Genomic DNA, 12235 nt, shown 5'->3' with positions numbered 1-12235 from the left:
GCGTCCTGGCTGCCACCAAGGAGCACAATGGGCACCTGATTGCCCCATCTGCATGAATCCCCTGCTGTGGCCGATGCGCAGCATCGTCAACGGAATGGGCCTGGCCTGGTGGGCCCGGATCCAGACCACGGCACCTGATGTGACCTACTGGTTCGGGCCCTTCGCACGGCGGCGCAGCCTCGAGGCCCATCTGCCGGGATTCTTGGAGGATCTGCGGGCCGAGGCCCCGGGCTCGATCGACGTGGCCCTCCTGCGCACCCGCCGCGGCGAGCCGCTCACCGAGCCTGGCTGATAGCGTCCACCCGATCTGGAGAACGCGGGGATGGGCATCGCCGAGTGGCGTGAGCAACTGAGCAGCGGCGAAGTCTCCGCCCGGGAACTCACCGACCATCACCTCGCCCGCATCGAGGCGGTCGACGGCACGGTGAAGGCCTTCCTCGAGGTCACTGCCGAGCGGGCACGGGCGGATGCCGACCGCATTGACGCCGCCCGTGCCGCCGGCGCAGACCTGCCCCCCCTGGCCGGCATCCCCCTGGCCATCAAGGACAACCTCTGCACCGCGGGGATCTCCACCACCTGCTCCAGCCGCATGCTGGAGAACTTCGTTCCCCCCTACGAGTCCACGGTCACCGAGCGGCTCTGGCAGGCCGGGGCGGTGCTGATCGGCAAGACCAATCTCGATGAGTTCGCCATGGGCAGCTCCACCGAGACCTCCGCCTTCGGCCCGAGCCACAACCCCTGGGACCCGGAGCGGGTGCCCGGTGGCAGCTCCGGAGGCAGTGCCGCCGCCGTTGCGGCAGGAGAGTGCGTCGCCGCGCTCGGTTCCGACACCGGCGGCTCGATTCGCCAGCCCGCCTCCTTCTGTGGGGTGGTGGGGCTCAAGCCGACCTACGGCCGGGTGAGCCGCTACGGCCTGGTGGCCTTCGCCAGTTCGCTCGACCAGGTCGGACCCTTCAGCCGCAGCGTCGCCGATGCGGCCGAGATTCTCCAGGTCATCGCCGGCGAGGATCCCCGCGACGCCACCTGCCTGCGGCTGCCGGTGCCCGACTACCGCGCCGCCCTGGAGCAACCGCTCACCGGCCTGCGGGTCGGCATCGTGCGGGAGTGCCTCGAGGCCGAAGGCCTCGCCGCCGAGGTGAAGGCCTCCGTGCTCGAGGCTGCCGCCCAGCTGGAGCGGCTCGGCGGCGAACTGGTGGAGGTGAGCTGCCCCCGTTTCAACGACGGCATCGCCACGTATTACGTGATCGCGCCGTCGGAGGCCTCCGCGAACCTCGCCCGCTACGACGGGGTGAAATACGGCCATCGCGCCCCCGGCGAGGGCAGCCTCGCCGAGATGACGGCGCGCAGCCGCGCCGAGGGCTTCGGCGACGAGGTGCAGCGCCGCATCCTGATCGGCACCTACGCCCTCTCGGCGGGCTACGTGGATGCCTACTACCGCAAGGCTCAGCAGGTCCGCACCCTGATCCGGCGCGACTTCGACCGCGCCTTCAGCAGCGTCGACGTGCTGCTCACCCCCACCTCCCCCACCACGGCCTTTCCGTTCGGTGCCCACGCCGACGACCCCCTGGCCATGTACCTGGCCGACCTGCTCACCATCCCCGCCAACATGGCCGGCCTCCCCGCGATCAGCGTGCCCTGCGGTTTCGACTCCCGCGGTCTGCCGGTCGGCGTGCAGTTCATCACCAACGTGCTGGAGGAGGCGCGCCTGCTGCAGGTGGCCCACCAATACGAACAGGCCGCCCGGGTGATGGAGCGTCGGCCGGCGGCGGCCCTGGCTGTCTGACAGCAGAGCCGTCTGACACCAGATCTGGTGGGCGGGTCCTACCCTGGCCACCATCGGCGCTGGCGTTCGTGGCTTTCGTTCCCCTCCACAACCACAGCGACTACAGTCTGCTGGACGGCGCCAGCCAGCTGCCGGCCATGGTCGAGCGGGCCGTCGCCCTCGGCATGCCGGCCCTGGCACTGACCGACCACGGCGTCATGTATGGCGCCATCGAGCTGCTCAAGCTCTGCACGAAGGCCGGCATCAAGCCGATCATCGGCAACGAGATGTATGTGATCAACGGCTCGTTGGATGATCCCAACCCGCCGAAGAAGGAGCGGCGCTACCACCTGGTGGTGCTGGCCAAGAATGCGGTCGGCTATCGCAACCTCGTCAAACTCACCAGCCTCAGCCACCTGCGCGGCATGCGCGGGCGGGGCATCTTCGCCCGTGCCTGCATCGACAAGCAGCTGCTGCGGCAGCACAGCGAGGGGCTGATCGTGGCGACCGCCTGTCTCGGTGGCGAGATTCCGCAGGCCATCCTGCGCGGCCGTCCCGAGGTGGCCCGTGATGTGGCCCGCTGGTACCAGGAGGTGTTCGGCGAGGACTTCTACCTCGAGATCCAGGACCACGGCGGCATCGAGGATCGCATCGTCAACACCGGGATCGCCCGCATCGGCGACGAGCTCGGCATCGAGCTGATCGCCACCAACGATGCCCACTACCTGAGCGTCGGCGATGTGGAGGCCCACGATGCCCTGCTCTGCGTGCTCACCGGCAAGCTGATCAGCGACGAGAAGCGGCTGCGGTACACGGGCACCGAATACATCAAGAGCGAGGCGGAGATGCTGGCGCTCTTCGCCGATCACCTCGAGCCCGAGCAGATCAGTCGGGCCGTCAGCAACACCGCCCGGGTTGCCGAGAAGGTGGAGGACTACGACATCCTCGGCCGCTACCAGATGCCCCGCTTCCCGATCCCGGACGGGCACACGGCCGTGAGCTACCTCACCGAAGTGTCCGAGCAGGGCCTGCGAGAGCGCCTGCAGCTCCCCGCGGATGCGGCCTTCGAACCCCGCTATGGCGAACGGCTGGCCTTCGAGCTCACGGTGATGGAGCAGATGGGCTTCCCCACCTACTTCCTGGTGGTGTGGGACTACATCCGCTTCGCCCGGGACAGCGGCATCCCGGTGGGGCCGGGGCGGGGCTCGGCCGCTGGATCGCTGGTGGCCTATGCCCTGGGCATCACCAACATCGACCCGGTGGTGCATGGGCTGCTGTTCGAACGCTTCCTCAACCCGGAGCGCAAGTCGATGCCTGACATCGACACCGACTTCTGCATCGAACGGCGCGGTGAGGTGATCGAGTACGTCACCCAGCGCTATGGCGAGGACAAGGTGGCCCAGATCATCACCTTCAACCGGATGACATCGAAGGCGGTGCTCAAGGATGTCGCCCGCGTGCTCGACATCCCCTACGGCGATGCGGATCGCCTGGCCAAGCTCATCCCCGTGGTGCGGGGCAAACCCGCCAAGCTCAAGGAGATGATCGGGCCGGAATCACCGGCACCGGAGTTTCGTGAGAAGTACGAGAAGGACCCGGTCGTCAAACGCTGGGTCGACATGGCCATGCGCATCGAGGGCACCAACAAGACCTTCGGCGTGCACGCCGCCGGCGTCGTGATCGCCGCCGATCCCCTCGATCAGGTCGTGCCGCTGCAGCGCAACAACGACGGTCAGGTGATCACCCAGTACTTCATGGAGGACGTGGAGTCGATGGGTCTGCTGAAGATGGACTTCCTCGGCCTCAAGAACCTCACCATGATTGACAAGACGCTCGATCTGGTCGAACAGAGCACCGGAACCAAGATCGATCCCGATCAGCTGCCCCTCGACGATGCCCCCACCTACGCCCTGCTGGCACGGGGTGACCTCGAGGGGATCTTCCAGCTGGAATCGAGCGGCATGCGCCAGATCGTGCGGGATCTCAAGCCCTCCTCGCTGGAGGACATCTCCTCGATCCTGGCGCTCTACCGTCCCGGCCCCCTCGATGCCGGACTGATCCCGAAGTTCATCAACCGGAAACATGGGCGCGAGCTGATCGATTTCGCCCACGAGAAGCTCAAGCCGATTCTCACCGAGACCTACGGCATCATGGTCTACCAGGAGCAGATCATGAAGATCGCCCAGGATCTGGCCGGCTATTCCCTCGGCGAAGCCGACCTGCTGCGGCGTGCCATGGGCAAGAAGAAGAAGAGCGAGATGGAGAAGCATCAGAGCCTCTTCGTGCAGGGGGCCACCGAACGGGGGGTGGATCCGAAGCTCGCCGAAGGGCTGTTCGAGCAGATGGTGCTGTTCGCCGAGTACTGCTTCAACAAGAGCCACTCCACCGCCTACGGCGCCGTCACCTTCCAGACCGCCTATCTCAAGGCCCACTATCCCGTCGCCTACATGGCGGCCCTGCTGACGGTGAATGCCGGCGCCTCGGACAAGGTGCAGCGCTACATCGCCAATTGCAACGCGATGGGCATCGAGGTGATGCCGCCGGATGTGAACGCCTCCGGCATTGATTTCACCCCTGTGGGCGATCGCATCCTGTTCGGACTCTCCGCCGTCCGCAACCTCGGCGACGGCGCCATCCGGCAGCTGATCGAAACCCGCCGCCTCGATGGTCCGTTCCGCTCCCTGGCGGATCTCTGCGATCGCATTCCGGGTCAGCAGCTCAACCGCCGGGCGATCGAGGCCCTGATCCACTCCGGTGCCCTCGACTCGCTGGAGCCCAGCGCCAACCGGGCCCAGCTGATGGCGGATCTGGATCTCATCCTCGACTGGGCCAGTTCCCGCGCCCGGGACCGGGCCAGCGGGCAGGGCAACCTCTTCGACCTGCTGGGGGGCTCCGCCGCCGCGGATCCGGCGGCCGCCCCGGAGCCCGGCGTCACCGATCTGAGCACGGCCCCCAAGGCGGCCCCCGTGAACGACTATCCCCCCACGGAGAAGCTTCGTCTGGAGAAGGAACTGGTGGGGTTCTACCTCTCCGACCACCCGCTCAAGCAGCTGGCCCGCCAGGTGAAGCTGCTGTCGCCGGTGGCCCTGGGCAACCTCGAGGAGATGGCCGACAAGGCCAAGGTGAGCGCGGTGGTGATGGTGCCGGAGCTGCGCCAGGTGACCACCCGCAAGGGCGACCGCATGGCGATCCTGCAGCTGGAGGATCTCACCGGCAGCTGTGAAGCCGTGGTGTTCCCCAAGAGCTACGCCCGGCTGGCCGATCACCTGATGGTCGATGCCCGCCTGCTGGTGTGGGCGTCGGTGGACCGGCGGGACGACCGGGTGCAGCTGATCGTGGACGACTGCCGCTCGATCGACGACCTGCAGCTGCTGATGGTGGAGATGCCCGCCGACCAGGCCGCCGACATCGCCATCCAGCACCGGCTGCGGGAGTGCCTGCAGCGCCACCGTCCGCCCCAGGATGAGGCCGGGCTGAGGGTGCCGGTGGTGGCCCTGGTGCAGGAGCGGGAGGCCGTGCGCTTCGTGCGTCTCGGCCCCCAGTTCTGCGTGGCCGATGCCTCCGCCGCGCTGGCCACGCTGACGGCGGCCGAATTCAGGGCGCGGCTCAGCTCGCCGATGCGGGCCGCCTGAGCGGCCCACCGGGCGGGCTCAGGTGCTGTCGCCGCCGCCCTGGCGCATCGCCCGCACCGAGGCGCGCAGGCGGCTGATGTTGAGGCCGATCTGCTCGGTGCCCAGCGGGCTGCCGGGCTGGTCCTCCCAGCTGGCCGAGAGCACGCCGTAGCTCAGGCCGACCAGCCCGAGCAGGAAGCAGCCCCCGGAGGCCACCAGCGTGGCGCCGGGAGGGATGTCGACGATCTGGCGGCTGACCAGCACGTAGCTGGCCACGAACACCCCCATGCCCATCAGGGTCGGGATGCCGGTGGCGATGGCCACGCGACGTGCCATCCGGTTGGCGACAGCATCCGGGATCACCTGCTGGCGGGCAGGCCCGGGCTTGCCGGCGGCCGGCCGGTTGCTGCTCCTGGACGACCGTGCACCGTTCCGGGGCACCCCGTTTCCCATGCCTTTGGCGGCCATCGGTGTGCTCAGCCGCGGATGCCGAGCTTGGCGATCAAGGTGCTGTAGCGCTGCTGGCTGATGCCCTTGAGATAGCCGAGCAGCCGCTTGCGCCGGCCGATCATCTTCAGCAGACCCTGGCGGGACGAAAAGTCGTGCTTGTTCTGCTGCAGGTGGCCGGTGAGCTGGCTGATGCGCTCACTCAGCATCGCCACCTGAACCTCCACCGACCCGGTGTCGGTGCCGTGGGTCTGGTGGCTGTTGATGAGTTCCTGCTTCTTGTCGGTGGTGAGCGGCATGGAGATGGGAATGGCGGGGCCCGAGCCTGCAGCCTGAGCGCGCTGGCATGGCGTCGAATCGGGGCCAAGGAGCCCGAACCCGACCGACCTGCCCCGGCTACGCGGTGCAAACCGATACTTTACCGCCCGGCAGGGCCCTGATCCTCAGGCCGCGGGGCGGGACAGCCAGCGCAGGCAGTCGCGGATCCAGTCCTCGGAGCAGGCCGTGGAGGCCAGCCCCTGGGCCGCCACCGCCCGCAGGGCCCGGTGGATCTCGAGGCCCTCGTACCCCAGCGCCGAGAGGGTGAGCTGCACCTCCTCGCGGCTGTCCGTGTCCAGCGCCGGCAGGGGCGCCAGGTCCGGGTCCTCGCCGCCGGTGGGGAGCTGGCCGAGAAAGCGTTCCTGCAGCTTGCCCCGCAGCTCCACGGCCAGGCGTTCGGCAGTGCGCTTGCCCACCCCCGGGGCCTGGCAGAGCCGCCGCAGGTCGGCCTGCACGATGGCCTGCACGAGCTCCTCGGTGTGCATCGCCCCCTGCAGGCCGAGGGCCATCTGGGGCCCGACCCCGCTCACCGCCACGAGTTGCCGGAACAGGTCGCGTTCATGGCGCTGGGCAAAGCCGTAGAGGGTCCAGCCGTCCTCGCGGATGCTCTGGTGGATGTGCAGCGTGAGACGGCAGCCCACGGCCGGCAGCTCGCGCCACTGCCGCTGGCTCACCTGCACCTCGTAGCCCACCCCGCCGCAGACCAGCATCAGGCCGCAGCGCTTTTCCTGCTGCCAGGGATCGGTGAGTTCTCCTTGCAGCCAGCCGATCATGGGGGCAGTGTCACGCGCTCCATGCTGCCCGCCCTGCGGACCCTTGCCCAGTCGCTCCTGGCGCTGGCCCTGTCCTGGCTGTTGCTGTTGCCCCTCGGCGGCTGCTCCGGGGTGGGCCAGCCACCGCGCACCGTCCTGCTGCGGGCCCTGGGGCTGCAGATCCAGCTCACCCAGGGCTCCATCGCCGAGGCCCTGGGGCTGGAGGCCCAGGGGCTGCCGGAGGTGAGCCGGGTGCGGGTGAGCGACCAGCAGCCGGTGCGGATCGGCGAAGCCCGGGGGCTGCGGTTGAGGGGGACCTTCGACTGGCGCCTGCCGGGGGATCCGGTGCGGGTCGACAGTCCCTTCGAGCTCTACCTCGAGCGGGGTGAGCGGGGTGAGAGCTGGCGGCTGGCCAGGCCCAGCGGCGCCCTCGACGCCGACACCCAGCTCTGGCTCACCGATCCGCTGCCCCTTCCGGGTCGGAACGGCGCGAACTCAGGCTGATCAGGGTGGCCAGCAGCACCAGGGCGGCCCCGCCGATGGTGGCCGTTTCGATCCGCTCCTGGAACAGCAGCCAGCCCCACACCCCTGCGAACACCACCTGGACGTAGCTGAGGGCGGTGGCCCGGGCCGCCGGCAGCGCCGTCAGTCCCCGCGTCAGGCTCACCTGGCCCAGCTGGGTGAACAGGCCCACCCCCAGCAGCCAGAGAAGTTCGGTGGGGGTGGGGACCACCGGATCCAGCAGGACGAAGGGGAGGCTCAACGGCACGGCCACCAGGGGGAAATAGAACACGATCACCAGCGGGTGTTCGCTCCGGCCCAGGGAGCGCACGCTCACGTAGGCGATGGCCGTGGTGAGGGCGCCGGCCACGGCGACCAGCACCGGCAGCGGCGCCAGGGGGGTGCCGCCGCTGAACAGCTGGGCCGGCTGGGCCACCAGGAGCACGCCGGCCCAGCCGAGCACCATGGCGACCACAACCCGGCCACCGATGCGCTCACCCAGCACCAGCCAGGCCAGCAGGGCCGTGAAGGTGGGGTAGAGGTACTGCAGCACCGTGGCGGAGGCCAGGGGCAGGGTGGCCAGGGCCGCGTAGACGCACGCCAGTGCCACGGTGCCGATGCTGCCGCGCCAGAGCAGCAGGCCCCGCCGCTGGCCCCAGGGATCGATGCCGGCCCGGCGCAGCAGCCACCAGCTCAGCACCACGCTCACCAGGGCCCGGGCGAGCACCACCTCCGCGGTGGGGATCCGCCCGCCCACCTGCTTGACGCAGACGCCCATGGCACTGAAGGCCAGGGCACTGGCCACCATCTGCAGGGTGGGGCTCGGCACCGGGCGGCCCATGGCGGTGTTGCCCCCGGGTTGCTGCCGGCATGTTGGCAGTCCCGCCGTCAGAATCGGGTCCCCTGCCCTGGCCGTGCTGTTGAGCCTGCCGCGCCTCCATCCCCGCACGATCGAGGCCGTCAAGGAGCGCGCCGACATCGTGGATGTGGTGGGCGAGCACGTCGTGCTCAAGAAGAAGGGGCGCGAGTTCGTGGGGATCTGCCCCTTCCACGACGACAAGTCACCGTCGATGACGGTGTCACCGGCCAAACAGTTCTATTACTGCTTTTCCTGCGGTGCGGGCGGCAACGCCATCAAGTTCCTGATGGAGCTGCAGCGCCAGAGCTTCGGCGATGTGGTGCTGGAGCTGGCGCGCAAGTACCAGCTGCCGGTCGAGACCCTCGACGGGCCCCAGCAGGAGCGCCTGCGCAAGCAGCTGTCGCGCCGCGACCAGCTGCACCGGGTGCTCAGCCTGGCGGCCGGCTGGTTCCGCAGCCAGCTGCGGGCGCCTGGCGGTGCCGCGGCCCTCAGCTACCTGCGGGAGCAGCGGGGCCTGAGCGAGGGCACGATCGAGGCGTTCGAACTGGGCTACGCCCCCGACCAGTGGGACGGCCTGCTCCGGCACCTGGACCAGGTGGAGGGGCTGGGCCCCGAGTGGCTCGAAGCCGCCGGCCTGGTGGTGCCCCGCAAGGGCCAGCCCGGCGACAGCAGCCGGGGCTACTACGACCGCTTCCGCGGCCGGGTGATGGTGCCGATCCGGGACCGCCAGGGGCGCGTGATCGGTTTCGGCGGGCGCAGCCTCGATGGGGCCGAGCCCAAGTACCTCAACTCCCCGGAAACGGAGGTGTTCGAGAAGGGAAAGCACCTGTTCGGTCTGGACCGGGCGGCCAACGAGATCCGCCGTGATGACCGGGCGGTGGTGGTGGAGGGCTATTTCGACGTGATCGCTCTCCACGCCGCCGGCATCACCAACGCCGTGGCGGCCCTGGGCACCGCCCTGAGCAGCCAGCAGATCACCCAGCTCTGCCGCTGCTGCGAGAGCCGGCGCCTGATCCTCAATTTCGACAGCGACGGTGCCGGGGTGCGCGCCGCCCAGCGGGCGATCGGCGAGGTGGAGCAGCTGGCGCTGCAGGGCCAGCTGGAGCTGCGGGTGCTGCACCTGCCGGCCGGCAAGGATCCCGATGAATTCCTGCGCCAGCACGGTGCCGGCGAGTACCGGGCCCTGCTCGACCAGGCGCCGCTCTGGCTCGACTGGCAGATCGAGCAGGTGCTGGGCGATCGGGATCTCTCCCGCTCGGACCAGTTCCAGCAGGCCGTGACGGCCCTGGTGGGCCTGCTGGGCAAGCTCCCCCAGAGCGCGGTGCGCAGCCACTATCTCCAGCAGGTGGCCGAGCGGCTCAGCGGCGGCCAGGCCCGCCTGGCGATCCAGCTCGAGGACGACCTGCGCCAGCAGGTGAAGGGCCAGCGCTGGCATGGCCGCTCCCAGAAGTGGGAACAGCCCGGTGAGGCGGGCCTGCGGGAGCTGGCCGAGGCCGAGGTGCTGCGCCTCTACCTCCATGCCCCCACCCACCGGGCCGCGATCCGGGCCGAGCTGCGCCGCCATGAGCTCGATGATTTCGCCCTCTCCCACCACCGGCGGCTGTGGGCGGCGATCAGCGCCCTGGAGGAGGACAACCTGGGGGTCGGGCGCCTCGAGGCCATCAACCGCGGCCTCGATCCCGGCCATGACCTGGCCGATCTCGAGCTGCCCCGCCTGCTCGGCGATCAGCTGGTCGTTGAGGAGAGTGCCCTGCTGGCCCGGCTCACCCCGCTGATCGAACCCAGCGAACTGCAGCTGCTGCAGCTGGCCCAGCCCCTGCTGCAGCTGCGCGGGGCCCTGGCGGCCCTCGAGCGTCAGCGCAGCCTCAAGCGTTGCCGCCACCTGCTGGATGCCTGGGGCAGCCAGCGGCTGGAGACCCTGGAGCGCTGCATCGCCCGGCTGCTGGCCGGCGAACATCCCGAGGCCGAGGCCTCCGAAGGGCTGGTTCCGGTGAGCGACATGGAGAGCCGCATCGAGGCCCTGTTCGCCGACCTCAACAGTGACGCCCTGCACTTCCAGGAGCTCTACTACAACGAACGCCGCTATCTCGAGCAACTCGATGAGCGACGCCGGGCCGGTTACGCCGAGCTCAGTGTTGAGCCCCGCTCCCGGGTTGAGCCCAGCTCCCAGCCCCTCTCGGCCTGAACCGCCTCACACCTCGCCCAGGAAGTCGCGCTTGCCGACCGGCACCCCGTTGTGCCGCAGGATGTCGTACGCCGTGGTCACATGGAAGTACACGTTGGGCAGCACGAAGGCCGAGAGGAACGGCCAGCCCTGCATGGTGATCGTCTCCCCCCGGCCGATCGGCACCGTCACCTCCCGCGTCTCCGCCGCCTCCAGCTGGTCCGGCGTGATGGTCGCCAGGTAGTCGAGCGAGTGCTCCACCCGCTGGATCAGCTCCGCGAGGGTGGTCTCGTTGTCCTCCATGGCGGGCGCCTCGCCTCCCGCCAGGCGCGCGACGCCCCGTCGCGCGATGTCCGTGGCGATCTGCACCTGGCGCGCCAGCGGAAACATGTCGGGATAGAGCCGACTCCCCACCAGAACGGCTGCATCGAAACCCTGGCTGTCGGCGTGGGCCTGGCCCTTGTGGAGGATCTGGATCAGCTGGCCCAGGCTGCGCTGCAGTGGCGGCAACGCGGCCTGATGCATCGTGACGGCCATCGCGGAGAGCTTGGGACTGCATCCGGAAAACTAGGCCAGACCCTCCTGAGGGCCTCCTCCTGCAGCGGCTGGGTGGGGTTTGCGGGCTGCGGCGATCAGGCCGGATTCGTCAGGCTGAACGGCTGACCGACCTGATCATCCGGAACCTGGGCATGGCTGCCATCGCAGTAGGGGGGATGGCCCGTCTGCTTGCAGCGGCAGAGCCAGGCTTCTCCCTCGTCTTCAGCCTTGAAGGGCTGGGGGCTGAACGCCGTGCCCTTGTGGGCGCCGTCGCAGAAGGGCTGAGCGCTCGAGCGTCCGCAGCTGCAATACAGATACGTCTTCCCCTGTTTCAGGTCGACGGCGATGGGCTCGTTCGCGGCCACGATCGGCTTGTCCATGGGCAGCCTCCTTGGGAAGGGGTTGGGTGAACGTGGGTTGGCATCGATTCTGGTGCGAAGGATGTGCGCCGGCTTTCATCGCACAGTCCCTCACGGGCGCTGCCTGGGTGCCCCTGCCTGGCTGACGCTGCCGATGGAGGACCCTGCGCCAGCGGGGAATCGGCTGCGGCCGCTGCGAGCAACTGTTCGGCGAGGGCATCCGGATCGGCGATGGCCTCGATTCCCGCTCCGGCCGTGCCGAGCAACTGCGGCTGGGAACCCAGCCGCACCAGCAGGTTGGCCAGAAAGGCGTCGTGATCGTCCAGGAGCGCCGGCTCCATCCATCCGCGCCGTCCCCCGACGCTCCAGAGCAGACCGCCCCGCCGATCCTGCACCAGTACCGCCGGGCGTTGTGCCAGCCGCTCCTGGATCAGCGCCGGATCCGTGCTGGCGAAGAAGGCCTCCGCCTCATCGGCATCGCAGCGGATCAGCTGGGCCGCCTGGGCCAGGGGCCGCAGGCGACGCTTGACTTCGGCGGTCGGTGCCGCACCGACCGGGAGCCCCCAGCGCTCCGGCGACCAGTCCACGTCCAGGGCGATGGAGACACCACGGGGGAGGGCGCGCTCGAGGACCATGCTGAGCACCTCGTTCTCGGTGGTTTCGAGGAGGGCGTTGCTGGACACGCGCAGCCAGAACGCCTCGCTGACCTGGGGCAGCAGTGCCTCGGTGAGCGCGGCGGCGCTGCGGCCAGCCGATGGGTCACCCAGGGCCGTGGCGAAATCGACAACGGCAGGGCCGAACGTGGCGGGGCTGGTCTGGGTTTGGAGGGTTGTGCTGGTCGTTGTTGTGCTGGTCATGAGGCAGATTTTTGAATTCGACGAAAGCGGGACGCGATGGGCCAAGGGCCTGGAGCTGAATCTGCGGG

Annotated in this window: 12 protein-coding genes; 5 read left to right on the top strand and 7 right to left on the bottom strand. The window is 69.3% G+C overall.

Going from position 1 to position 12235, the window contains the following annotated elements:
• Window positions 1-52: 52 nt before the first annotated feature.
• The 3 genes from ACLNEE_RS01150 (at window position 53) to ACLNEE_RS01140 (ending at window position 5394) form a co-directional block, all read left to right on the top strand.
• Window positions 53-292, top strand: coding sequence for a DUF1816 domain-containing protein (locus tag ACLNEE_RS01150; protein WP_412006687.1), 240 nt, complete (start codon window positions 53-55; stop codon window positions 290-292).
• A 30-nt stretch (window positions 293-322) separates the two neighbouring features.
• Window positions 323-1783: an Asp-tRNA(Asn)/Glu-tRNA(Gln) amidotransferase subunit GatA gene (gene gatA / locus ACLNEE_RS01145; protein WP_411422914.1), complete on the top strand. Its 1461-nt coding sequence runs from the start codon at window positions 323-325 to the stop codon at window positions 1781-1783.
• 68 nt (window positions 1784-1851) lie between these two features.
• The gene (locus ACLNEE_RS01140; RefSeq protein WP_411422915.1) at window positions 1852-5394 is read left to right on the top strand and encodes a DNA polymerase III subunit alpha; all 3543 of its coding nucleotides are present in this window, start codon (window positions 1852-1854) and stop codon (window positions 5392-5394) included.
• An 18-nt stretch (window positions 5395-5412) separates the two neighbouring features.
• Here the strand turns inward: ACLNEE_RS01140 and ACLNEE_RS01135 are convergent, their stop codons facing one another.
• The 3 genes from ACLNEE_RS01135 to ruvA form a co-directional block, all read right to left on the bottom strand.
• The gene (locus ACLNEE_RS01135; protein WP_411422916.1) at window positions 5413-5841 is read right to left on the bottom strand and encodes a photosystem II biosynthesis protein; all 429 of its coding nucleotides are present in this window, start codon (window positions 5839-5841) and stop codon (window positions 5413-5415) included.
• A gap of 8 nt (window positions 5842-5849) precedes the next feature.
• A complete protein-coding gene (gene rpsO, locus ACLNEE_RS01130; RefSeq protein WP_411422917.1) occupies window positions 5850-6119 on the bottom strand; it encodes a 30S ribosomal protein S15 in 270 nt (89 codons plus the stop codon).
• A 144-nt stretch (window positions 6120-6263) separates the two neighbouring features.
• Window positions 6264-6911: a Holliday junction branch migration protein RuvA gene (ruvA, locus tag ACLNEE_RS01125; RefSeq protein WP_411422918.1), complete on the bottom strand. Its 648-nt coding sequence runs from the start codon at window positions 6909-6911 to the stop codon at window positions 6264-6266.
• Between the two features lie 21 nt (window positions 6912-6932).
• Here ruvA and ACLNEE_RS01120 point away from each other — a divergent pair, with 21 nt between their 5' ends.
• Window positions 6933-7394, top strand: a complete 462-nt coding sequence (locus tag ACLNEE_RS01120) for a hypothetical protein (RefSeq protein ID WP_411422919.1) — start codon at window positions 6933-6935, stop codon at window positions 7392-7394.
• Here ACLNEE_RS01120 and ACLNEE_RS01115 read toward each other — a convergent pair.
• Window positions 7345-8232, bottom strand: a complete 888-nt coding sequence (locus tag ACLNEE_RS01115) for a DMT family transporter (protein WP_411422920.1) — start codon at window positions 8230-8232, stop codon at window positions 7345-7347. The two genes, ACLNEE_RS01120 and ACLNEE_RS01115, sit on opposite strands and share 50 nt — an antisense overlap.
• A 79-nt stretch (window positions 8233-8311) precedes the next feature.
• Between ACLNEE_RS01115 and dnaG the strand changes: the two genes are divergently transcribed.
• A complete protein-coding gene (gene dnaG, locus ACLNEE_RS01110; RefSeq protein WP_412006686.1) occupies window positions 8312-10435 on the top strand; it encodes a DNA primase in 2124 nt (707 codons plus the stop codon).
• Between the two features lie 6 nt (window positions 10436-10441).
• Here the strand turns inward: dnaG and ACLNEE_RS01105 are convergent, their stop codons facing one another.
• The 3 genes from ACLNEE_RS01105 to ACLNEE_RS01095 all read right to left on the bottom strand — a co-directional run bounded on the left by ACLNEE_RS01105 (window position 10442) and on the right by ACLNEE_RS01095 (window position 12167).
• A complete protein-coding gene (locus ACLNEE_RS01105) occupies window positions 10442-10951 on the bottom strand; it encodes a DUF1993 domain-containing protein (protein WP_411422922.1) in 510 nt (169 codons plus the stop codon).
• Between the two features lie 95 nt (window positions 10952-11046).
• Window positions 11047-11331, bottom strand: coding sequence for a CDGSH iron-sulfur domain-containing protein (locus ACLNEE_RS01100; RefSeq protein ID WP_411422923.1), 285 nt, complete (start codon window positions 11329-11331; stop codon window positions 11047-11049).
• Window positions 11283-12167: a hypothetical protein gene (locus ACLNEE_RS01095; RefSeq protein WP_412006685.1), complete on the bottom strand. Its 885-nt coding sequence runs from the start codon at window positions 12165-12167 to the stop codon at window positions 11283-11285. Before ACLNEE_RS01095 ends, ACLNEE_RS01100 begins: the two co-directional genes overlap by 49 nt.
• Window positions 12168-12235: the final 68 nt, after the last annotated feature.

The organism is Aphanothece stagnina RSMan2012 (assembly GCF_046764815.1).
Classification (GTDB): Bacteria; Cyanobacteriota; Cyanobacteriia; order PCC-6307; family Cyanobiaceae; genus NIES-981.
Note: the sequence above shows the minus strand (reverse complement) of the source record. Positions and strands in the feature narration are given on the sequence as shown.